Consider the following 23692-nt stretch of genomic DNA (forward strand, 5'->3'; position numbering starts at 1 on the left):
ATAATTGCACATTTTTATGCTTTTAACGTTATAATAGCATATATTGTTTGATAAACCCCATTTTGGAGAATGTATGACGGACAACAACCACCAGTTGATGCCCTTGTCAATGACCGCACCCGGTGTCAATCTTGGTGCTTATATCAATAATGTTAATCAAATTCCTATTTTAACGCCAGAACAAGAAAAAGAGCTGGCGGAACGTTATTATTATGACCAAGATTTAGAAGCTGCAAAAATTTTAGTAATGTCGCATTTACGTTTTGTGATTCACATTGCACGCAGTTATGCAGGATATGGGTTACCACAGGGAGATTTAATTCAAGAAGGGAATTTAGGTTTAATGAAGGCAGTTAAACGTTTTGATCCAAATATGGGCGTACGTTTGGTTTCATTTGCCGTACATTGGATTAAAGCAGAAATTCATGAATATGTGATTCGTAACTGGCGTATTGTTAAAATTGCGACAACTAAAGCACAGCGTAAATTATTTTTTAATTTACGTAGCTTAAAAAAATCAAGTAAAAAATTAAATCTCGAAGAGGCTCAAGCCATTGCCAATGATTTAAATGTTACCGTTGAGCAAGTGCTTGAAATGGAAGGGCGTTTAACGGCTTATGATGCTGCTTTTGAAGCACAAAATGATGACGATGATGAACAATCGCATAGTGTTGCTCCTGCTTTATATTTAGAAGATAATCGTTATGATCCAGCACGTTTAATTGAAGAAGATGATTGGGAAGAGCAAAATACAGCATCACTCCATCAAGCAATGCAAAGTTTAGATGATCGTTCACGTCATATTTTACAACGTCGTTGGCTTGATGAAGATAAATCTACCTTGCATGAGTTGGCTGCGGAATATAATGTTTCAGCAGAACGTATTCGTCAGCTTGAAAAAAATGCAATGGATAAAATTAAAACGGCAATGTTGGCGGGTTAAGCAAAAGACTAAAATGATGATATATCAAAAGAGAGATAAATTATGTGGTTAATGATTGCAAGTTTAAATATGGCATTAGCTGTCGTGCTAGGTGCATTTGGGGCTCATGGTTTAAAGAATATGGCAACAGCTCAACAGCTTGCTTGGTGGGCAACGGCAACAGATTATTTTTTCTACCACGCACTAGGTTTATTAGCATTAGCAGTTTTACATAAAATCAATAGCTTATTTCCGATTAAAGCTAGTTTTATCTGTATTCAGCTTGGTATCGTCTTATTTTGTGGTTCATTATATATTATGGGAGTTGGAGCGACATCAAGTTTAGGTATGATTACTCCGATTGGTGGTTTATTCATGATTATTGGTTGGTTATTATTAGCATTTAATGCCTTAAAATATCGTAAAATGTAGGGTAAAATGATGAAAATTTATTTAAATGGCGAATTGATTGAAACATCTGCACAAATTTTACTAGAGTTGATTGATGGTTTAGATTTACAAGGGCAACGATTTGCGGTAGAAATGAATGAACAAATTATCAGTAAATCAAAATTTGCTGATACGCCATTAACAGAACACGCAAAAATTGAAATTATCCAAGCCGTTGGTGGTGGTTGAATATAGTTTGAATGGCGTTATTCCATTTCAACCTAGATAAATATGATATTGAAAACAAGATTAGGTTTAGATTATGCACACACAAGATAGCCCATTAATGATCGGTTCACGTCAATTTAATTCACGTTTATTGGTCGGTACAGGTAAATATAAAGATTTACAAGAAACGGATTTAGCCATTCAAGCGAGTGGAGCAGAAATCGTTACTGTTGCTATTCGCCGAGTAAATATTGGACAAGACCCTAATCAACCCAATTTGTTATCGGTTATTCCACCTGAAAAATATACGATTTTACCAAATACTGCAGGCTGTTTTGATGCTAATAGTGCAGTAAGAACTTGTATGTTGGCTCGTGAGTTATTAGATGGTCATAATTTAGTTAAATTAGAAGTTTTAGGCGATGAAAAAACACTTTATCCTAATGTAACTGAAACATTGAAAGCCGCACGCACGCTGATTGATGATGGTTTTGACATCATGGTTTATACGTCTGATGACCCAATTGTTGCTAAAGAATTAGAAGATATGGGCTGTGTGGCGATTATGCCATTGGGTAGTTTAATTGGTTCAGGTTTAGGCATTTTAAATCCACATACCATTTCAATTATCAAAGAAAATGCTAAAGTCCCTGTATTGGTTGATGCTGGTGTAGGCACGGCGAGTGATGCGGCAATTGCAATGGAATTAGGTTGTGATGGTGTATTGATGAATACCGCAATTGCCCAAGCACAAAATCCAATTTTAATGGCTTCAGCAATGAAAAAAGCAGTCGAAGCAGGACGAGAAGCCTTTTTAGCAGGGCGTATGCCACGCAAACGTATGGCAAATGCAAGCTCTCCTGAAACGGGTTATTTTTTTAAATAATGTGTTTGCAATATATGATGTAAATGTTTAAATTTACATCATATCATTGAAAATTTACATTGTTTTTGTTTATAAAGGTTTATACCATGAACATCGAACATCGAACATCGAACATCGAACATCGAACATCGAACAATAGCTGTAATTACATCGACTATTGGTCGTGCTGAATTAGAGCGAGCTATTTTAAGTGTGCAACAGCAACAATATCCATGTAAGCATTATGTATTTGTTGATGGTAAACAATATTTTGATAAAATCCAAGCTTTAGAAGAAAAATATCCTGATGTGATTTTTACTTACTTACCCATGAATACAGGGGCAAATGGGTGGACGAATAGTTATATTAATACAATTGCCCCTTTTTTAATCAAGGAAGATATTATTTGCTATTTAGATGATGATAATTGGTATCAACCTGAACATACACAAGTGATTGCAAATGCGTTTACACAATATGAGATTGATGTCGCTTATACATTACGCTGTTTTATGACTGAACAAGGCGAGTATATTTGTGATGATAATAGTGAATCTTTAGGATTTTATCATTTTGAAGAATTTGGCTGTGAAATAACATTCAATAATTATCATAGAAGAATTGGATTAAAAGTCCATCGTGGTTTTTTAGTAGATACCAATTGTTTAGCTATGACGATTCAAACCGCACGAGAGTTAGCACATTATTGGACGTATTCACAACAAAATGATGCTTATGTGTGGCAACAATGTTTGCAACAAAAGAAAAGTATTATGGCAACTGCTCAATATACTGTGAATTATGTAGTGAATATTAAAAGTTATCTTTTACAGATTTTTTATGATGATTTTGAAGTACAAGATCATCAAAAAGTGGAATTTTTTCATAAAATTTTAAAAGCATGGAATCAAAATGTTTTAGATAGACCAGAAACAAAAGGCTGGCATATACCTAGCCTTTATATTGATGGAAAATTGCATATGTTATAATCATAACTAAGGAGATGTTTTTATATTAAAAATCATCTTTCATCTGCCGTAAACGACTAAATTCATCAACATTTAACACACGCAAAAATGGATTAGTCTCCAATTCCAAAGCGATTGTACTTGGAATAGTCGGTAAATTTTGTTGGCGTAATTGTTCAATTTCATTGGCACGTTGTTGAATTGCCACATTATCAGGCTCAACGTGTAAGGCAAATTTTGCATTACCTAAGGTGTATTCATGTGAACAGTAAACCGCTGTGCGTGGTGGTAAAGCGGATAAACGATTGAGAGAATGATACATTTGTTCGTGTGTTCCTTCAAAAACACGACCACAACCCATAACAAATAAAGTATCGCCACAGAATACAACATCTAAAGCATCAATAAAATAACTAATATGTCCTAAGGTATGTCCTGCTGTTAAAATCACATTCACATCTAAACCATTAAACTCAAAATGTTGTTCATGCTCTAATTTAATTTGGGCATGGGGAATATTGTCAAATTCCAAAGCGGGTGCAAATACTTGAGCTGTAGGATATTGTGTGATTAAACCCGCAATACCATTGGTATGGTCTGCATGATGATGAGTAATCCAAATTTGTTGCACATTAAGCTGATATTGTTGGCAATAATTAATAACCAATTCATGTTCTGTTGGATCAATAACTACAGTATGTTGATTGCGAGTATCTTCCAGTAAAAAGATATAATTTTGTAGCTGATTTTTTACATCAAGTGTATGAATTTTAAATGGAGCAGACATGGATATTATTCCTTACAATTATTTCTTAGCAAATTGAATGCTATCTAACGGTGGAATCAGTTGGTCAATATCTTGAGCGGTCATATTATCAAGTAAGCTTAAATCTCCAGTAATATTCCATTGCTTTTCATCATCAATGGGTTTCGGTAAGCGAGCTTCTAGCCAATCACAAATGACATCGGGTGGAAAGTCGGCATGATTACATTCAATTACCCATGCTAAAAACTCATCAGCACCGCCATTCATATACGGTGGTGGCGAGACAGGTAAAAAGCGAGTTGGTAAACGTTCATTGACTGAAAGATAATTCAATACATGACCTAATTCTTGCACCGTTTGCCATGCCAAAGGGTGTTTGATATTGATTTTAAACTTAAACCACCAAATGTTATCCTGCTCATAAGCATAGGCTAAAATATTATCAGCTTGTACACTAGGTACTTTGTTAAAGAACTCAACTAGGCGTTGAAAAGTTTGTTTATTTTGTGTCATCGTACAAATTCCCATGAAAAATACCTTATTATACAATGATAATAAGGTATTTAATCAAATCAAAAATTAATTTTCTTGATTTTGTACTTCAACAACCGTTAAAGCTGTCATGTTAACAATACGGCGTGATGTTGTAGTTGGTGTTAAGATATTAATTGGTTTATTAGCACCCAATAAAATTGGACCAATGACTACACTACCAGTAATCGCTTTTACCAAGTTAAATGCAATATTAGCTGCATCAAGATTTGGCATAATCAATAAATTTGCTGAACCTTTGTAGCGTGAATTTGGGAATGCAAATTGACGAATACTTTCATCTAAAGCTGCATCGGCGTGCATTTCACCTTCTACCGCTAATTCTGGTGCTTTTTCACTTAAAATTTGATAGACTTCACGCATTTTTTGTGCTGATGGGTCATGTTGGTTACTACCAAAACTTGAGTGAGAAAGTAAGGCAATACGTGGTTCTACGCCAAAACGTTTCACTTCTTCTGCTGCTAAAATTGTCAATTCTGCAAGCTGTTCTGCTGTTGGATTGGTATTAACATAAGTATCAGCGATAAACAAATTACGCTCATTTAAGTTTAATAAGTTCATTGCGAAGTAGTTTTTGTGCCCATCTTTCAAACCAATTACATTATTCACAAAGTCTAAATGTACACCATAGCTTGAATAAGTACCGCACAACATACCATCAGCTTTACCATATTTTACCAATAAAGAAGCAATTAAGGTTGAACGACGACGTGCTTCACGTTTAGCAAATTCAAGTGAAATACCTTTACGTTTCATGATTTCATAATAATCTTGCCAAAATTGTTCATAATCAGGATTTTTTTCTTGATCGACAATTTCAATATTTACACCATTTTGTAAACTTAAACCTAACTGTTGAATATTTGCCTCAATAATTGCAGTACGACCAACCAACACTGGATAAGCTAAACCTTCATCAACCACGACTTGTGCAGCACGCAATACACGTAAATCTTCACCTTCAGCATAAGCGATACGTTTTGGAGCAGTTTTTGCTTGGTTAAAGATAGGTTTCATCACAAAGGCAGAGTTATAAACAAACTCTGAAAGTTTTTGATGATATGCATCCCAATCTTCAATTGGGCGAGTCGCTACGCCAGTATCCATTGCTGCTTTAGCAATTGCAGGAGCAATTTCCAAAATTAAGCGTTGGTCTAATGGACCAGGGATTAAATAATCACGTCCAAAAGTTTTTGCTTTTTCACCATAAGCAGAACTTTCAGTTTGTACATGTGCTAAACGTGCAATCGCATGAACGCACGCCAATTTCATTTCTTCATTAATTACTGTTGCACCAACATCTAATGCACCACGGAAGATGTAAGGGAAACATAAGGCATTATTAATTTGGTTTGGATAGTCTGAACGTCCTGTTGCCATAATCACGTCAGAACGAACGGCAAATGCGTCAGCTGGTAAAATCTCTGGGTTTGGATTGGCTAAAGCAAAGATAATAGGGTCTTTTGCCATACGTTTAACCATATCAGGTGTTAAAACGTTTGGTGCAGATAGACCTAAAAACATATCAGCGTCATCGATGACTTCAGATAATTTAGTAAATTCAGTGTCTTGTTTATATGGTTCAGTATATTCGTTTAAATCTGTGCGAGATGTGGTTAATAAACCATTTACATCAGCGACAAAGATATTTTTCTTTTGTACGCCCAAAGCACATAATAAACCTAAACAGGATAGGGCAGCAGCACCTGCACCAGATACACAGATTTTAATATCTTCAATTTTTTTATTGACTAATTTTAATGCATTAATTAAACCTGCACTCACAATAATTGCTGTACCATGTTGGTCATCATGGAATACAGGAATATTCATACGCTCACGCAAGGTACGTTCAATATAAAAACACTCAGGTGCTTTAATATCTTCTAAATTGATACCGCCAAAAGTAGGCTCTAGTGCTGATACTACACTAATAAATTTATCTGGGTCAGTTTCTGCAACTTCGATATCAAAAACATCTACCCCAGCAAATTTTTTAAATAAGACCCCTTTACCTTCCATCACAGGTTTTGAAGCTAAAGCACCAATATTTCCTAAGCCTAATACTGCAGTACCATTACTAATTACAGCAACCAAATTACCACGAGCAGTATAACGTGCTGCATTAGAAGGGTCTTTGGCAATTTCTAAACACGGTTCAGCAACGCCAGGTGAATATGCTAAAGCTAAATCACGTTGGTTAGCTAATGGTTTACTTGGTGTAACGCTAATTTTTCCAGGTTTTGGAAATTCATGATAATGTAAGGCTTGTTGCTTTAAAGTTTGAGCAGTCATTACTTAAAAATCCTATGAACAGAGAATAGTAAAAAATATTCTAACTATACCACCGAATGCCAAAATTATACAGTCAAAAATAACGATTAAAGTCTAAAAAACAATCATAAATTTTGCTAAGGCATAAGGTTAAGTGCTTAATTTTTGGTAACTAATTAATTAAAATCCATCTGCTAATGCAACACCTAAACCAAAATAAGTCGCACGATGATTATAATCAATTAGACTTTCGCCATAGCCATCAAATACTTGGAAATGTCCACGCAATTTACCATAAATCGGAAATGTCCAGTCAAATTGCACAGCACCATGACTATCATTACCGCCTTTTAATGAATGACGTAACATTAAAGCAAAATTGTGTTGATTATGTTGATAATAAGCTGTTAAATCGCCTTGACCGATATAATTTTCGATATTAGGATTATTATCATCTTTAGCCTTAGCCTCAGGTATACGTATCCAAGGGCGTAACATCAAGGCAAAATTATTTTTTTCAAATCCTGCATGGAATGTTACACGATTCCAGCTGCGAGAAAATGGATCAGAACTACCATTGGATTGATGGTTAAAACCAACACCTAATAAACGTGCATTTAAACCCAATACATTATAATTGGTACGGAACATAAGCATAGCTTCAGGTTCATAATTGGTTTCACGGAATGGGCGTGATTCTTCGCCATTATACACTTGCCAACGTGATGATTGCGTATAGCCAAGCCATATATCGCCATTATCGCCAAAAATATTTTCAACCGCTTTGGTTTTAAGTGAAAGTTGAAATTTAGACTCTAAAGAATCATAATTTTTAGCCGCTGTAACTGTATTGAGCGGATTTTCACTTTTGGGCATCGTATTTTTATCAGTTGTTACAAATAGCGGTAAAACATAAGTCGGTTGGTAAGTATGAATATTCCATGTACCTAATTTACTGTCTGGAGACAATTCCCAATGACGGTCTAAAAATGAAATATTAGGATTAAAATCATCGCCTGCACTAAACAATTCAGTATTGTTCCAATTATGGGCAATTTTTTCTTTTAATGTCGCATTTTCATCTAAATTGGCTTGTTTTACCAAACTTACAAATTGTTTTTCCGCCTGTTGCTCTTGCAAAACTTGCTGTTTTTGTTGTTCATCTAAACGAAATAATGTGTCATAACATTCTAAACGTTGTGCATTAGCAGAAATGGCAACACAAGCATTAACCGATGTTGGCTGTAATGTTGGCGATTGAATAGTAATAGGGTCAGTCTTTGCCTTATCAGTATCTGCAAGGACATAAGGGCTATACAGTAAGGCAATACCACTAAGACTGTAAAGGGAGAAATGTAATTTATTCATAAATTAAAATAAATGATGAAATGATAAAAATATTCCATTCTCAATTTACAATCATGATATTGATATGATTCACATCATTTAATTTTGTACGGGCGGAAAATCTTCCGCCCCTACGCAACATCAATATTCATGAGTTACAATTCATTGAGAATGGCGTTACAAACAAAAAACTATATGTGATATATTGCTCTAAATTCAATCAATTTGAAATACTTCAAAGCCTAATTGCTCTAAGTTCTCACGTTGATTAAATGGAGCAACCACTGATTTACTCGCCAATTCAGGACGTAAATATTCACGAGCAATGCGTTGCAAATCTTCAAGTGTAACATTTAAGATTTTTTGACGCATGGCTTTACGGAATGTTGGTGTACGTTGATGTAAATAGGCATAACACGCACCAATCGCCTCACCTGCTGGAGAGCCAGGTTTATCCATACTTGCGATTAAACCTAAAATAGCTTCTTCTAATTGATGTGGTTGTTGCGGTTCATTAAGTAACCAATTAATTGCATGGTCAAAATCAGCAAAAGTTTCTGTTAAGCGTGGGTCACGGTAGCTATAAAAACGGAATGAACACGCATTACCATCATAACCTGCACCGCCACCATAAGCACCACCTTGTTCACGAATCGCACTATGTAAGAAACCATTGCGTAAATAACCACCAAGTACCATAAATGGCACAGCGTCAGGGTGAGAAACATCTACCGCAGGATAAGCTGTTGCACAGAATTGTACATTCGCTTGCATAAGCCATGCTTGATGTTGGGTATTTTGATGGCGTGCAACTTGTTGAACAGTTTTGGCTTGTTGTGGTTGTTGCAATTGATACCATACATTTTGCACTTCTTCCAATAAACGTTCACTTTGTTGTGCTTCACACACCAATAAAAATTGTTTTTTTGCTGTGAGTAAACGTTGATGAATGGCTTGTACCGCATCGATAAATTGTTGATAAGCCACATCATCTTGTTCGATTTTGGCTAAAGTATCACGTAACCATACAAACGCAGGTAAACCTGTATTGGCATAATCACGATTTTCTAAAGCACTATGATGACGTGATGCGGTTTGCATAGCGTATTGATGTGCGACACCAGATAATTGGCTTTGCCAACGGTTTTTACGCTGTTGTAATAACTCAATAATACGCTCTTTTTCATCAAAACGTAATTGTTCAAATGTTGTTTTTAATAAAGAAATTGCATCAAGTTTTGACGTTAAAGATTTAGTGGTTAAAGTCGTCCACGCACTAATTTTATCTTTATCATTGACTACACTACGGGTTGAAACCCCCATACCAATACCGCCTGTATGAGCAGTTTGTAATTGTTGTAGTGTTAAATAGTCCCATTCGCCTGCACCTACTTCGCCCATTAAAATGGTTAAAATTGAGAAATAAGGCGAATTAATCACATCATCATCAAGATGAATGAGTACTTGTTGATAATATAAACCATTTGTTCCTGCTGTATATAAATTCAACGGAACATCGGTATTATTGACTAAAATTTCACGCAACTGACCTTGTACAATATGCAAATCAGCAGGAATATCGTCTAAACCCACTTTTGGCAATAAATCTAAATCATCAGGTGTATTTTGGCGAATGCGTAAATCTTCTGTTTGCTTGTGAATCTTGGCTTTATCATCATCAGTTAATTTTGCGGTAATATCAGCTAAGCGATCTAATTCAGCTTGCTGTTCACGTTTTGAAACTTCATTATCGGGCTGTAAAGTTAAACGTACACGGTGTGGATTATCAATTAAGTAAGTTTGAATTAAATTTGATACCCACATCGGGTCTTGTAATTCTTGTTTTACTTGGTTTAAAGCACTATCCACGTCCCATAAACTGATTGGATCATAGTGATGAATTGGAGCATTTAAACCTTGCAACATTACATTTAAACCATAAGGCATACCATCGCCACTGACTTCCCGTTGATGAAGTTCAATTTGATGTAAAATAGCTTCAATTAATTCTGGGTCGGCAGGTTTGCTTGCCACATCACGTAAAATATCAAATACGCCTTGTTCAAATTGTTCAGCATGTTCAGGATTTGAGCCTTGAACGCCACAATAGAATGTCATTTCAAAATTGCTATCATCAATACCCATCATTGGCGATGTCGCTTGGGCATAATCGCACGTTTCTAAATAATGACGTAATGGCGATGCTGAATTTTCCAGTAATACACCTTCAACTAAACGCATACCTAAACGCACTTTTAAATCACTGGCTTGCGGTAATAACCATGCTAATAAATGATAAGTTTTATCACTTAAATCGCCACCATCATTGGCATATTGTTCAACGACTTGAATCGGAGCTGTTAAACGTGTTTCAGGGGTAGAATGTAAAGTTTCTCCACGTTCAAACTTAGCTAAAACAGGTGCAAATTGGCTATGTAATTCATCAACAGGACGATTACCAAAAGTCATAAACACCGAATTACTTGGGTGATAATGCGATTGATAAAACTCGACTAGTTGTTCATAAGTTAAATCGGGAATATTTTTGGGGTCGCCACCAGAATTATAATGATAAGTGGTATGTGGATATAAATGATGTGCTAAATGGTAATAAAGCTGTGATGAAGGAGAACTCATCGCTCCTTTCATTTCATTAAATACAACACCTTTATAGACTGCTTGCTCATTTTCCAATTCAATACGGATACCTTCCTGAGCAAAATCCAAAGGATTTAAATTTGGTGCAAAAACAGCATCTAAATAAACGGCTAGTAAATTATCATAATCTTTAATATTTTGCGTAGCAAAAGGATAAGCTGTCCAATCCGATGATGTAAATGCATTCATGAAGGTATTGAGTGAACGGCGAATCATCAAGAAAAATGGGTCTCGTACAGGGAATTGTTGAGAACCACATAAAACGGTATGTTCTAAAATATGGGCTTTACCTGTAGAATCCATTGGTTGTGTGCGGAATGCGACTAAAAATACATTTTCATCGGAATGATGAGCTAAATGGTAGTGAATTGCACCCGTTTTTTTATGTTGATAATGTTGTACTTCAATGCCCAATGATGGCATGGCTTGTTGTGAAATCAGTTTAAAATCTTGATGGCTAGATGTTGGAAATGTCATAGTTTAACCTTGCAGATGTTATTTTAACATGAGTTTGGTTTGATAAATAATTATAACTTATTGAATATAAAAGAATAAGTAGGGTGCATAGTATGCACCTTACGAGTACCAATCTTTTAATATCAAATTGTTATGGAGATAAATATCAAAATTTCCACATCTTACACCAAAAAAATGAGAAAGTATAATGATTTTATGTACAGAGAGCGTATTTATTTGCTGTATTTAAAATTCATCTCTAAACAAAATTTGTTTTTGAATGACATTTAATTGTTCACGCAAATAAGCTAAAGTTTTGATATTCTTAGCTTGTTCAGATTTTAAATGTTCTTTCAAATATTTACTTTGTAACGTTAAACTATATTCATGGGCTAAACGGTCAATTTTTTCTACGCCATCTTGTAAATAAGCCAGCGGAACACGTTGGATAATTTGATTAATTTCATATTGATAATTGGCACAAGCACCGAGCATATAATAACTTTGTGCTTGTGCATCATCTGGTAAATGTTCATAAACATAATGTAGCGTGGTCAAAATATCTGACAATAATAGATTTGGATTAATTACCGCACGCAACATTTCAAAACGTGTATATAGACTTGGATATTGGATTAAAATTGCAATCACATGGTCTTCGGTTGAACTTGGGCTATTAAAGGATAATGATGCATCTTGCTGTTGAATGGTTTTACGATTAAAACGCCAAGCTAAGCCTAATTTTTCTTTAAATGATTGTGTTAAAAGATATTTAAAAGAATTATACTTAGGCAATAAATCGGTTAAAGGCTTTAAATCACCCATCACTAAACTTTTACCTTCAGGTGTACTAATATCATAGTGTTGGCTAAGTAAAGAGAACAAAAAATCCGATAATAACGGTGATTGTTGCCATAATTGCTTGAAATGTTCTACACCATATTGACGAATTAGGGAATCAGGGTCATGCTCGGCTGGCAGTACAAAAAATTGCAATTCTCGTCCATCAGTTAATAATGGTAAAGCGATTTCCAATGTGCGTTGTGCTGCTTTTTGACCTGCTTGGTCGCCATCAAACGCTAAGGTTAAACGTGGATTACGTTTAAATAATTGTGATAAATGTTCAGCATTACTTGCTGTGCCAAGTGTTGCTACCGCACCATGAATACCATTTTGTTGCAAGGCAATTACGTCCATGTAGCCTTCAACCATGAGCCAATCTTTCGCTTTTTGTTTACTGCCTTCATATAAACCATAAAGTAATTGATTTTTATGAAAAATATCTGAATCTGGCGAGTTGATATATTTAGGCTTAGTTTCATCATTTAAAGCTCGTCCACCAAAACCAACCACACGCCCTTTGCTATCACGGATAGGGAAAATCACACGGTCTCTTAATAAACAAAAATCTCGCCCATTATTACTGGTACGAATTAAACCGAGTAATTTTAAACCCTCAATATCTTGTGGAAAAGTCTGTTGTAAATGTTGCCAACCATCAGGAGCATAGCCTAATCGCCATGCTTGAATAGTTTCTTTGCTTAAACCACGTTTACTAAAATATGCCTGTGCTTGTGCATTATGCCATAATTGTTGTTGATAATATTGCGTAATGTATTCTAATAAATCGTATAAATTACCTTCTTCTTGTGCAGATGGCATAAAAGTTTCATCAGGTAAAAAATAATTATCATTAAAATGCTGTGTTGTATCTACAAAATAATCTGCTTCAGTCAATGGTACATCAGCAGGTAAATGTTGATATTCTATGGTATTATTATCAACAGATGAATTTTTATAGGTTGTTGTTTGATTACGTTTATAGGCACTTTTTTTCTGTTCAAAATCATCTTTGGGTAAATCAATACCTGTTTCACTTGCTAACTGTTTCATTACATCAGGAAATGAACGGCTTTCATATTCCATTAAAAATTTAATTGCATTACCATTCGCCTGACAGCCAAAACAATGATAATACTGCTTATCACGGTAAACATGAAATGATGGTGTTTTTTCTTGATGAAATGGACAACAACCAGAATAAGAACGCCCTGATTTTTTGAGTTTGACATATTTGCCAATTAAATCAACTAAATCAGTACGGTCTAAAATTTGGTCTATGGTATGTTGTGGAATTGCCATGTGTTGCCTGATGATGAAGATGAATAAACTTGCTGTAGTTTAAAATAAATTATCAGAAATGGCAAAATTAAACTTGCATTTGGTGTGATAAATATTTTTGTAAACCTTTGAGTAGTAAATCTGGCTCAATGCGTGGATTAAAATCGGTCAGAAAATGTGAGAATAATTCTGCATCACCGCCTGTTAAAACTAATTGATAATTTACACTTTGACGTTGTGATAAGATATTTTGAATGGTGCTAATTAAACCAAATAAGATTCCATGATGAACAGCATCTAAGGTGTTATTCCCTACATTTAGATTTTCAAAAGCAATGGCAGGAATTTTAATGCCTTTAGTATTTTGAATCAAGGCATCACGTTGTAAATATAAACTTGGTAAAATATAACCACCTAAATGCTGTAAATCCTCCACTAAATCAATCGTTAGGGCAGTACCACAACCCACCACACAATAATTTTTACCCATTTCTGCACAGGCAAAAACTTGTAACCAACGGTCAATACCTAATTGTTTAGGGTCATGATAACCGCATCTAACCCCTGCATATTCATGTTCAACTTGGGCAAAATAAATAGGAATATTGAGCTGATTTAAAATAGATTGAATACGTTGATTGGTTTCAACATCAAGCACTGATGAAATTGCAATTTGTGCTAAATCTTGTGATTTAAAATAATGAATTAAGCCTAAAATTAAATCGGCAGGCGATTGTAAATGTAATTCTGCAATATGTTCAATCACTTGCTGATGTTCAACCATCCAATATTTTAAACGGGTATTGCCAATATCTAAAAATAAATATTTATACATAATGATAAAAAAGATAGCTTTGATGTATTGTTATTATACACGATTTTATAATATTAACGTTATGCTTAACTTAAATTTGCAAATGATTGATATGATTTAAGTCATTGTCTGTTGTAGGAGCGGAAAATCTTCCGCCCTTACATTTAAATTAACTATTAAAGATGAGATAAATTACAATGCTAAACGTTCAATTACAAAATCAATATCTTTATCACCACGTCCAGATAAATTAACTAAAATTGCTTGGTCAGGACGCATATTTTGGGCTTCACGAATGGCAAAAGCCACAGCATGAGAGCTTTCTAAGGCAGGAATAATCCCTTCCATACGAGATAACATCATAAAGGCATCTAAACATTCTTGGTCAGTTGCGGTTTGATATTCCACTAAATTTTGGTCTTTTAAATAGCAATGTTGCGGTCCTACCCCTGGATAATCCAAGCCAGAAGCAATTGAATGTACAGGAGCAGGCTCACCATTTTCATCTAATAGTACATAGCATTTAAAGCCTTGAATTTCTCCTTTTACGCCTTTAGTCATAGTCGCTGCATGACGTGGTGTGTCTAAACCTTCGCCTGCAGGTTCAACACCGACTTTACGCACATGACTATCATCTAAGAATGCATTAAATAAACCTAAAGCATTTGAACCACCGCCAACACAAGCAGTAATGACATCTGGTAATTTTCCTGTCATCATTTGGAATTGCTGACGAGCTTCATGTCCGATTAAAGATTGGAAATAGGCAACCATTTCAGGATAAGGTGCAGGACCAACCACTGAACCAATGGCAAAAATACTGTCATCTAATTGGGTTAAATACGATTCAAAAGCACTATCTACCGCTTCTTTAAGGGTACCTGCACCACGCTCTACAGGCACTAATGTTGCACCTAAAATTTTCATACGAGATACATTGGGGTGTTCTTTGGCAATATCGACCACACCCATGTGGATTTCGCATTCTAAGCCTAATAATGCCGCTGCTGTAGCCAAGGCAACGCCGTGTTGTCCTGCCCCTGTTTCAGCAATGACTTTCTTTTTGCCTAAGCGTTTAGCAAGTAATACTTCACCTAAACAATGATTGATTTTATGAGAACCTGTGTGATTTAAATCTTCACGTTTAAAATAAATTTGAGCACCACCTAAATGTGCTGATAAACGCTGTGCATGATAAATTGGACTTGGACGACCGACATAATGCAATTGTAATTGTTCAATTTGTTGTAAAAAACTTGGATCGGCAATCATGGCATGGAAACCATCTTCGATTTCCTGCATGGCTTTTGCAAGAGCTGGGTGTGCAATTTTACCGCCAAATTCGCCAAAAAAGCCTTGTTGATTTGCTTTGATATGATGATTTAAGCTATAAGTAATTTCAGACATCGTCATTTCTCCAAAATATGAAATCTTAATTATCATCATTTTATAAAATGTGTAGAATGATGTAAATCATTTCAATGATTTAAATAGTCAATATTTATCGATTGAATATTTGCGGAAAAATGTTATTTTGTTGAAAATGTGATATAACAAAGCATTTTTATAGTATAAAATCGGTAATTATTCTACTTTTACTCTTTACCTAGACTTGATTTTCTAAGACAATATAACAGTATATTTTTATGATATTTTTAAATTTGTTTTGGAATATTTTATGACCACTTTACCCACTTTTAATCCTCCTTTAAACCAACGCCATACTGCCAACGCCATTCGTGTTTTGGCGATGGATGCAGTACAAAAAGCCAATTCTGGACACCCTGGTGCCCCAATGGGAATGGCGGACATTGCCGATGTGGTATGGCGTGAATTTTATCGCCACAACCCAACCAACGCCAAATGGGCAAACCGTGATCGCTTTGTGCTGTCCAACGGACACGGCTCAATGCTCCATTACGCCTTACTGCATTTAACTGGTTATGATTTGACGATTGACGACATTAAAAATTTCCGTCAGTTACACTCAAAGACCGCAGGACACCCAGAATACGGCTATGCTGATGGCATTGAAACCACTACAGGACCTTTGGGGCAGGGCATTGCTAATGCGGTGGGTTTTGCTTTGGCGGAAAAAACCTTAGCAGGACAATTTAATCGTCCAAACTTTGATGTGATTGACCATTATACTTATTGCTTTTTGGGTGATGGTTGCTTGATGGAGGGTATTAGCCACGAAGTTTGCTCGCTGGCTGGAACATTAAATTTGGGTAAACTCATTGTTTATTATGATGATAATGGCATTTCCATTGATGGTGAAGTGGAAGGCTGGTTCTCGGACGATACCGAAAAACGCTTTCTTTCCTACAACTGGCAAGTATTAAAAGTAGATGGGCATAATGCCGATGAAATTCGTCAGGCGACATTGTCTGCCCAAAATGAAAAAAATAAACCTACGCTGATTATTTGCAAAACCATCATCGGTCTAGGAAGTCCCAACAAACAAGGTAAAGAAGATTGCCACGGGGCTCCACTGGGTAATGACGAAATTAAACTTGTGCGTGAAACTTTGGGTTGGCAAAATGAAGCCTTTGACATTCCTAGCGAGATTTATGAGGCGTGGAATGCCAAAGACAAAGGGCAAGCTTTGGAAAACGAATGGAATGCACAATTTGCCAATTATAAAAACGAATATCCAGAATTGGCAAAAGAATTGGAACGCCGTTTAAATGGTGAATTGCCAAGCGATTTTGAACAAAAAGCCGATGAATTTATTAAAGCTTGCAATGAAAAAGGCGAAACCATTGCCACTCGTAAGGCAAGTCAAAATACCATTGGGGCATTTGCGAGCATTTTGCCTGAATTTTTGGGCGGAAGTGCCGACCTTGCAGGGTCAAATTTAACCTTATGGAAAGATGCCAAAGGCGTACAAAACCATAGCGATGGTAATTATGTTCATTATGGTGTGCGTGAATTTGGTATGACGGCGATTGCCAATGGTGTGGCGTTGCACGGTGGTTTTATTCCATTTACCGCAACCTTTTTGATGTTTATGGAATACGCTCGTAACGCCGTGCGTATGTCAGCCTTGATGAAACAGCGAGTGATTCAAGTTTATACCCACGATTCTATTGGGCTTGGCGAAGATGGACCTACCCATCAGCCTGTGGAGCAAATTGCGTCTTTACGCCAAACGCCAAATCATTATACTTGGCGTCCGTGTGATACAGTAGAAACTGCTGTGGCGTGGAAACAAGCGATTTTAAGCAAAAACACACCAACTGCTTTAATTTTATCTCGTCAAAATTTACCATTCCAAAGCCGTGATGAGAATCAAATTGCTGATATTGCCAAAGGGGCTTATATTTTGGCACAAGAAAAAGGCGACTTAAAGGCGATTATTATTGCCACAGGGTCGGAAGTTGAATTGGCAATGGGGGCGTATCAGACACTTTTGGAACAAGGGCTTGATGGCGTGCGTGTGGTGTCTATGCCGTGTGCTGAAGTTTTTGTCAAACAAGACAAGGCTTATATCCAAAGTGTCTTGCCAAGCCATATTCGTGCCAGAGTGGTGGTAGAAGCGGGTATTGCCGATTATTGGTACAAATTTGTTGGTTTGGACGGTAAAGTGATTGGAATGACTTCCTTTGGCGAATCCGCTCCTGCCAAAGATTTATTTAAACATTTTGGCTTTACGGTGGAAAATGTGGTGAATGCGGTTAAAGAAGTGATGTAATGCTTTAATTGTATTTAAAAAATAAAAATGGTATTATAGAGATATAATGCCATTTTTATATGGGGGTAGCATATATGCCTTTTGTATGTTTATTAGATGGAGAACGTATTGATAGTATTGGATATTCTGCTAATGAGTGGCAAGAATTAAAAGAAAATTATCGCTCAAAAAAGCTGACAATGATTTGCTGTGGTGCTGATGTTGTTCCCAAGACCAGTGCTTATGGCACACAATTTTTTGCTCATAAAGCTAGGGTTGGTTGTGCTTTTAAGGATAAGAGTTCTGAGTATATGTATTTAGTTTATACGATTATCAAATCTGTTCAGGAAATTGGTTGGAATTATCAAGTTTATCACGAAAGTGAACTAGATTATATTGCTGACATTATGGTTTTTAATGATAAAGTTAAAATTTATTTTGATATTCGTTTAAATAGTAAAGATTTTACAAACTGGAAAGAATATTATGAAAAACATAATCAAGTTAGGTTAGAGAATGGAAATACGCAATTTGTTTATTTAATGCCTAAAAGTTGTGGTAATTCTCTTTTTAATTATGGTTTTCGTGAGTTTTCTGATATGAGGGAAAAGAAGCTCCCCATTTTTACAATAAGATTAAATAAAGATGATGAGAACAAAAAATTCTTTGAAGTCATTGACGTTATAGACATTGGAGATATATTAAATATAGATCCAAAATTATTATCTATTGAAATTTCTGATTTTATAAAGCACTTGCTTAAGGGAAATATACAACATCCAAAGAGCCATAAAAGTAAAGCTTCTATTTCTATAAAATATTCAAAAGTTTGTTGTCAATTTTGTCGTAAATTTACTCATTTTATATTGGGGTTTCAGATTTTTATTAGTATTAAAAATAAACAAATTTATTCATTATTTGTAGATAGAAAGCAACTAGGTATAGGCTGTAAATATACATTTTTAAAAGAGTATATTTATAATGAAAATATATTAAAATTAATGAATTCAGGAAAAATAGTAGATGGATTGAATAGTTGTTATTATTGTGAACAAAAGCTTGGTAATATTTATGAATATGAGTGTAAGTCATTTGATTATATAGAAATTGATTGTAATAAAGAAATCGAAAATTCTATCAAAAGTATCATTCCAAATTTAAATAATTGGGTGTTCGTTGAGTAAATAGTGGAGAGTAAAATGAAAGTGATTACTTATAAATTTAATTATCCGAAAAATACAAAGGAAATTCCTGTGCCTGCGGAGTTGGCTGTAATGGGCAATTTTGATGTGATTTTTATCAAACGAGAAACCGAACAAAACGAACGCTCCAAACCAAAACGCAAAGCCAATCCATTATTGCAAGGCTCGGTTAAAATTATTGACGACAGCACGCCATTGGATAATGATTGGGAGCTTGACTAATGCTTTTGGATACGGTTTTCCCCAAATATGACGAAATCAAACATTTATTGATTAACTAATTTAGAAATATGATAATATCGCCTTATGATGGATAAAATAAGATAATTTGATTTTTGCAATGGCACAGACTTTTTAGATGTATTCAACTTATATTTAGCATTAAAAATGAGAAAAATCACGAGTAAAATATACGATTTTTGCGTTAAAACTTGTTATTTATCATAAAAAGATTTAAACTTTTACTATCTTTTTAAATCAATTCTTGATGACTTATGATTGACCCTAAATTATTACGCAATAATATTGAACAAGTAAATCGTGCTTTGGCTAAACGAGGTATTCAACTTGATGCTGAACAATGGATAGAGCTTGAAAATCGCCGTAAACAATTACAGCAACATACCGAAAATTTACAAGCTGAACGTAATGCTGGTGCAAAACAAGTTGGACAACTGAAAAAATCAGGTGCAGATACGACTGAATTGATGGCTCGTATGCAAGCCATTAGCGATGAATTAAAGCAAGCTGAAAATGATTTATCAAACTTACAAGCAGAAATTGAGCAACGTTCATTAAGCATTCCAAATTTACCTGATGAAAGTGTACCTGAAGGTCAAGATGAAAATGATAATGTGGAAATTTTACGCTGGGGTACGCCACGTCAGTTTGACTTTGATATTAAAGACCATACCGATTTAGGCGAACAATTACACGGCTTAGATTTTGAAACAGCAAGTAAATTGACAGGTTCACGTTTTAGTGTATTGCAAGGGCAATTGGCACGTTTACAACGTGCATTAACACAATTTATGCTTGATACGCACACACTTAAACATGGTTATACTGAAGTTTATGTACCTTATTTAGTGAATGCAGATAGCTTGCGTGGCACAGGGCAATTACCAAAATTTGAAGAAGATTTGTTTAAATTACAAGGCGAAAAGGAATATTATTTAATTCCAACAGCTGAAGTGCCTGTAACTAATTTTGTGCGTGATAGTATTATTGATGAACAGCAATTGCCTTTAAAATTTACTGCACATACGCCATGTTTCCGTAGTGAAGCGGGGGCTTATGGTCGTGATACACGTGGTTTAATTCGCCAACATCAATTTGATAAAGTGGAAATGGTACAAATTGTTAAACCAGAACACTCAATGCAAGCTCTTGAAGAATTAACCAATCATGCTGAAGCAATTTTACAAGCCTTAGAATTGCCGTATCGTAAAATTGTATTATGTGGTGGTGATATGGGTTTTGGTGCAAGCAAGACTTATGATTTAGAAGTATGGGTACCAAGTCAAAATACATATCGTGAGATTTCTAGTTGTTCAAATATGGGTGATTTCCAAGCACGCCGTATGAAAGCACGTTATCGTGTTGATGCGAAAAAAACAGAATTGGTGCATACTTTAAATGGTTCTGGTTTAGCGGTTGGTCGCACATTATTGGCAGTGATGGAAAATTATCAGCAGGCTGATGGTTCAATTAATATTCCAACGGTATTGCAGCCTTACATGGGTGGGCAAACGCAAATTAAATGTGTTGAGTAAATAGCTAGAAAATTGTTATAATATCGTTGAAATATATCATTTCAGACTGATTATAAGTGATTGATTTATGGTAAGGGCGGAACATATTTCGCCCTTACTGTTTTAGCGTACTTTAAAGCTAAAATGATATAACAAACCTATATTGAATAAACGGTAACAGAAAGATGTTCATAAATATAGGTTTTTTATTCTTATCTTTTGTAGGTTATCTCCATGTCTGTGCCACAAACCAATTTTTTAGAACGAATATTTAAACTCAATCAACATCAAACCAATCTTAGTACTGAATTAATTGCAGGTTTAACCACCTTTTTAACGATGTGCTATATTGTGATTATCAATCCCATTATTTTATCTGAAACAGGGATGGATTATGGTGCGGTATTTGTTGCAACCTGTTTAGCAGCAGCCATAGGCTGTTTAGTAATGGGTCTATTTGCCAATTATCCGATTGCCTTAGCTCCTGGTATGGGCTTAAATGCCTATTTTGCCTCGGTATGTTTAGGGGCAATGGCAGTCCCATGGCAGACGGCATTAGCCGCCGTTTTTGTATCAGGATTGGTATTTTTTGCGATTAGTTTATTTAAAATTCGTGAACAGATTGTCAATGCGATTCCTATGTCATTAAAACTTGCTATTGGCGGTGGTATTGGCTTATTTTTAGCATTTATTGCTTTGCAAAAAGCTGGAATTGTAGTAGGTAATCAATTTGTTTTGGTGCAAATGGGTGATTTAAAACAAGCAAGTGTACTTTATGCCTTTTTAGGTTTTATTTTGATGGTTATTTTTCATCATTTTAAAACTACAGGTGGTATTATCCTAAGTATTTTAATAGTAACGTTTCTATCTACTTTAACAGGACATAATGATTTCAAAGGTATTTTTGGTGCAATACCGTCAATTGCACCGACTTTTATGCAAATGAACTTTGAAGGTTTATTTACTGCAAGTATGATAGGTATCATTTTCGTATTTTTCTTAGTCGATTTATTTGATAGTACAGGCACTTTGGTCGGTGTTTCACATCGTGCAGGCTTGTTACAAGATGGCAAATTACCACGTTTAAAACGTGCTTTATTCGCCGATTCAACAGCGATTGTTGCAGGAGCTGCTTTAGGTACATCATCAACAACGCCTTATATTGAATCGGCTTCAGGTGTGGCAGCGGGTGGACGTACTGGTTTAACAGCAGTTGTGGTTGCGGTACTATTTTTATGTTGTTTGGTGTTAGCACCTTTGGCACAATCAATCCCAAGTTTTGCGGTTGCACCTGCGTTATTATATATTGCAATTTTAATGATTCATGGCGTTATTCATATTGATTGGGACGATATGACTGAAGCTGCACCTGCATTTTTGACGATGGTATTTATGCCATTAACCTATTCAATTGCTGATGGTATTGCGATGGGCTTTATCAGTTATGCATTAATTAAATTATGTACTGGTAAGGCGAAAACCGTACCGTATATGGTATGGATTATTGCGATTTTATGGGCAATCAAATTCGCTGTTTATGGCGGATAAATGATACTTTATTTAAAGAGTAGATAAAATGACTAATTTAGAATTAATTCAACGTTTACCAAAAGCAGAATTACATTTGCATATTGAAGGGACATTTGAACCTGAATTGATGTTTGCCATTGCACAACGTAATCAAATTCAAGTTCCATACAAAAGTGTGGAAGACGTTAAACAAGCCTATCATTTTCATAATTTACAGTCTTTTTTAGACATTTATTATGCAGGGGCGAATGTTCTTATTCATGAACAGGATTTTTATGATTTGACTTTAGCTTATTTTGCAAAATGTGCTGAAGATTATGTAGTGCATACAGAAATCTTTTTTGACCCACAAACACATACGCAACGTGGTATCGCTTTTGAAACTTTTTTTAATGGTATTTATCGTGCTTGCCAAGATGCAGAGCAAAAATGGGGTATTACATCACAGTTAATTATGTGTTTCTTACGCCATTTAAGTGAAGAAAGTGCATTTGAAACTTTAGAATTAGCCTTGCCATTTAAAGATAAAATTATTGCGGTGGGCTTAGATTCGAGTGAAGTAGGTAATCCACCAGAAAAATTTAAGCGTGTGTTTGCGAAAGCAAAAGAATTAGGCTTTTTATTGGTCGCACATGCAGGTGAAGAAGGTTCACCAGATTATGTATGGCAAGCATTGGATTTATTAAAAGTACAACGTATTGACCATGGTGTGCGTTCAGAAGAAGATGAGAAATTGATGCAACGTTTAATTGATGAACAAATTCCTTTAACTGTTTGTCCATTAAGCAATTTAAAATTATGCGTTGTTGATGATATGTCAAAGCATAATATTCGTCGTATGTTGCAACGTGGTGTTTGTGTAACAGCAAATTCTGATGACCCAGCTTATTTTGGTGGCTACATGAATGAAAATTTTATTGCTATTGAGCAAGCTTTAAATATGACTGCTGATGAATTAAAACAATTAGCGATTAATTCATTTAAAGCTTCGTTTATTGCTGATGAACTAAAACAAAAATGGATTGAGCAAATCCAAGCATTATAAAAATAAACAACAAGTAGGGTAATAATCCTACTTGTTTTGTTTTAAATGCCTAAAATATCATCAATAAAAACAATAATTTTAAAATATTTTAAATTTTCCCTTGAATAGATTATTTTTATCCCC

General features: G+C 35.2%; 19 protein-coding genes. 11 read left to right on the forward strand and 8 right to left on the reverse strand.

Annotation, left to right across the window (positions count from 1 at the left end; all coding sequences use genetic code 11):
- Nucleotides 1-73 precede the first annotated feature (73 nt).
- The 5 genes from rpoH to LU301_RS05780 all read left to right on the forward strand — a co-directional run bounded on the left by rpoH (nucleotide 74) and on the right by LU301_RS05780 (nucleotide 3395).
- Nucleotides 74-943: an RNA polymerase sigma factor RpoH gene (gene rpoH / locus LU301_RS05760; protein ID WP_305273760.1), complete on the forward strand. Its 870-nt coding sequence runs from the start codon at nucleotides 74-76 to the stop codon at nucleotides 941-943.
- A 42-nt stretch (nucleotides 944-985) separates the two neighbouring features.
- Nucleotides 986-1354, forward strand: coding sequence for a DUF423 domain-containing protein (locus LU301_RS05765; protein ID WP_305273762.1), 369 nt, complete (start codon nucleotides 986-988; stop codon nucleotides 1352-1354).
- A gap of 9 nt (nucleotides 1355-1363) precedes the next feature.
- The gene (gene thiS, locus LU301_RS05770; protein WP_305273764.1) at nucleotides 1364-1561 is read left to right on the forward strand and encodes a sulfur carrier protein ThiS; all 198 of its coding nucleotides are present in this window, start codon (nucleotides 1364-1366) and stop codon (nucleotides 1559-1561) included.
- Between the two features lie 73 nt (nucleotides 1562-1634).
- A complete protein-coding gene (locus LU301_RS05775; RefSeq protein WP_305273766.1) occupies nucleotides 1635-2426 on the forward strand; it encodes a thiazole synthase in 792 nt (263 codons plus the stop codon).
- Between the two features lie 156 nt (nucleotides 2427-2582).
- Entirely contained in the window at nucleotides 2583-3395 is an 813-nt protein-coding gene (locus tag LU301_RS05780) for a glycosyltransferase (RefSeq protein WP_370692246.1), read from the forward strand.
- 25 nt (nucleotides 3396-3420) lie between these two features.
- Here LU301_RS05780 and gloB read toward each other — a convergent pair whose 3' ends face one another.
- From gloB to trpB, 8 genes are all read right to left on the reverse strand, one after another.
- Nucleotides 3421-4161 (reverse strand): hydroxyacylglutathione hydrolase, encoded by a 741-nt coding sequence (gloB, locus tag LU301_RS05785; RefSeq protein WP_305273770.1) that lies wholly within the window; start codon nucleotides 4159-4161, stop codon nucleotides 3421-3423.
- 18 nt (nucleotides 4162-4179) lie between these two features.
- On the reverse strand, nucleotides 4180-4653 hold the full coding sequence (locus tag LU301_RS05790) for a hypothetical protein (protein WP_305273772.1): 474 nt from the start codon (nucleotides 4651-4653) through the stop codon (nucleotides 4180-4182).
- Nucleotides 4654-4719: 66 nt separating this feature from the next.
- Nucleotides 4720-6987, reverse strand: coding sequence for an NADP-dependent malic enzyme (locus LU301_RS05795; protein ID WP_305273774.1), 2268 nt, complete (start codon nucleotides 6985-6987; stop codon nucleotides 4720-4722).
- Between the two features lie 159 nt (nucleotides 6988-7146).
- Entirely contained in the window at nucleotides 7147-8334 is a 1188-nt protein-coding gene (locus tag LU301_RS05800; RefSeq protein WP_305273777.1) for a phospholipase A, read from the reverse strand.
- A gap of 195 nt (nucleotides 8335-8529) precedes the next feature.
- Nucleotides 8530-11448: an insulinase family protein gene (locus tag LU301_RS05805; protein WP_305273779.1), complete on the reverse strand. Its 2919-nt coding sequence runs from the start codon at nucleotides 11446-11448 to the stop codon at nucleotides 8530-8532.
- Between the two features lie 225 nt (nucleotides 11449-11673).
- Nucleotides 11674-13569, reverse strand: a complete 1896-nt coding sequence (locus LU301_RS05810; RefSeq protein ID WP_305273780.1) for a DNA primase — start codon at nucleotides 13567-13569, stop codon at nucleotides 11674-11676.
- A gap of 67 nt (nucleotides 13570-13636) precedes the next feature.
- Complete coding sequence (locus LU301_RS05815; RefSeq protein ID WP_305273782.1) at nucleotides 13637-14383, reverse strand: type III pantothenate kinase; 747 nt, start codon at nucleotides 14381-14383, stop codon at nucleotides 13637-13639.
- A gap of 171 nt (nucleotides 14384-14554) precedes the next feature.
- The gene (trpB, locus tag LU301_RS05820; RefSeq protein WP_370692247.1) at nucleotides 14555-15760 is read right to left on the reverse strand and encodes a tryptophan synthase subunit beta; all 1206 of its coding nucleotides are present in this window, start codon (nucleotides 15758-15760) and stop codon (nucleotides 14555-14557) included.
- Between the two features lie 280 nt (nucleotides 15761-16040).
- Between trpB and tkt the strand changes: the two genes are divergently transcribed.
- The 6 genes from tkt to LU301_RS05850 all read left to right on the forward strand — a co-directional run bounded on the left by tkt (nucleotide 16041) and on the right by LU301_RS05850 (nucleotide 23569).
- Complete coding sequence (tkt, locus tag LU301_RS05825) at nucleotides 16041-18059, forward strand: transketolase (RefSeq protein WP_305273786.1); 2019 nt, start codon at nucleotides 16041-16043, stop codon at nucleotides 18057-18059.
- A gap of 74 nt (nucleotides 18060-18133) precedes the next feature.
- Nucleotides 18134-19222, forward strand: coding sequence for a competence protein CoiA family protein (locus LU301_RS05830; RefSeq protein WP_305273788.1), 1089 nt, complete (start codon nucleotides 18134-18136; stop codon nucleotides 19220-19222).
- 15 nt (nucleotides 19223-19237) lie between these two features.
- Nucleotides 19238-19462, forward strand: a complete 225-nt coding sequence (locus LU301_RS05835; RefSeq protein WP_305273790.1) for a hypothetical protein — start codon at nucleotides 19238-19240, stop codon at nucleotides 19460-19462.
- Nucleotides 19463-19734: 272 nt separating this feature from the next.
- Complete coding sequence (gene serS / locus LU301_RS05840) at nucleotides 19735-21015, forward strand: serine--tRNA ligase (RefSeq protein ID WP_305273792.1); 1281 nt, start codon at nucleotides 19735-19737, stop codon at nucleotides 21013-21015.
- A gap of 213 nt (nucleotides 21016-21228) precedes the next feature.
- Nucleotides 21229-22542 (forward strand): NCS2 family permease, encoded by a 1314-nt coding sequence (locus tag LU301_RS05845; RefSeq protein WP_305273794.1) that lies wholly within the window; start codon nucleotides 21229-21231, stop codon nucleotides 22540-22542.
- Between the two features lie 28 nt (nucleotides 22543-22570).
- The gene (locus LU301_RS05850) at nucleotides 22571-23569 is read left to right on the forward strand and encodes an adenosine deaminase (protein WP_305273796.1); all 999 of its coding nucleotides are present in this window, start codon (nucleotides 22571-22573) and stop codon (nucleotides 23567-23569) included.
- Nucleotides 23570-23692: the final 123 nt, after the last annotated feature.

Source organism: Moraxella sp. ZY210820 (assembly GCF_030674635.1).
GTDB lineage: Bacteria > Pseudomonadota > Gammaproteobacteria > Pseudomonadales > Moraxellaceae > Acinetobacter.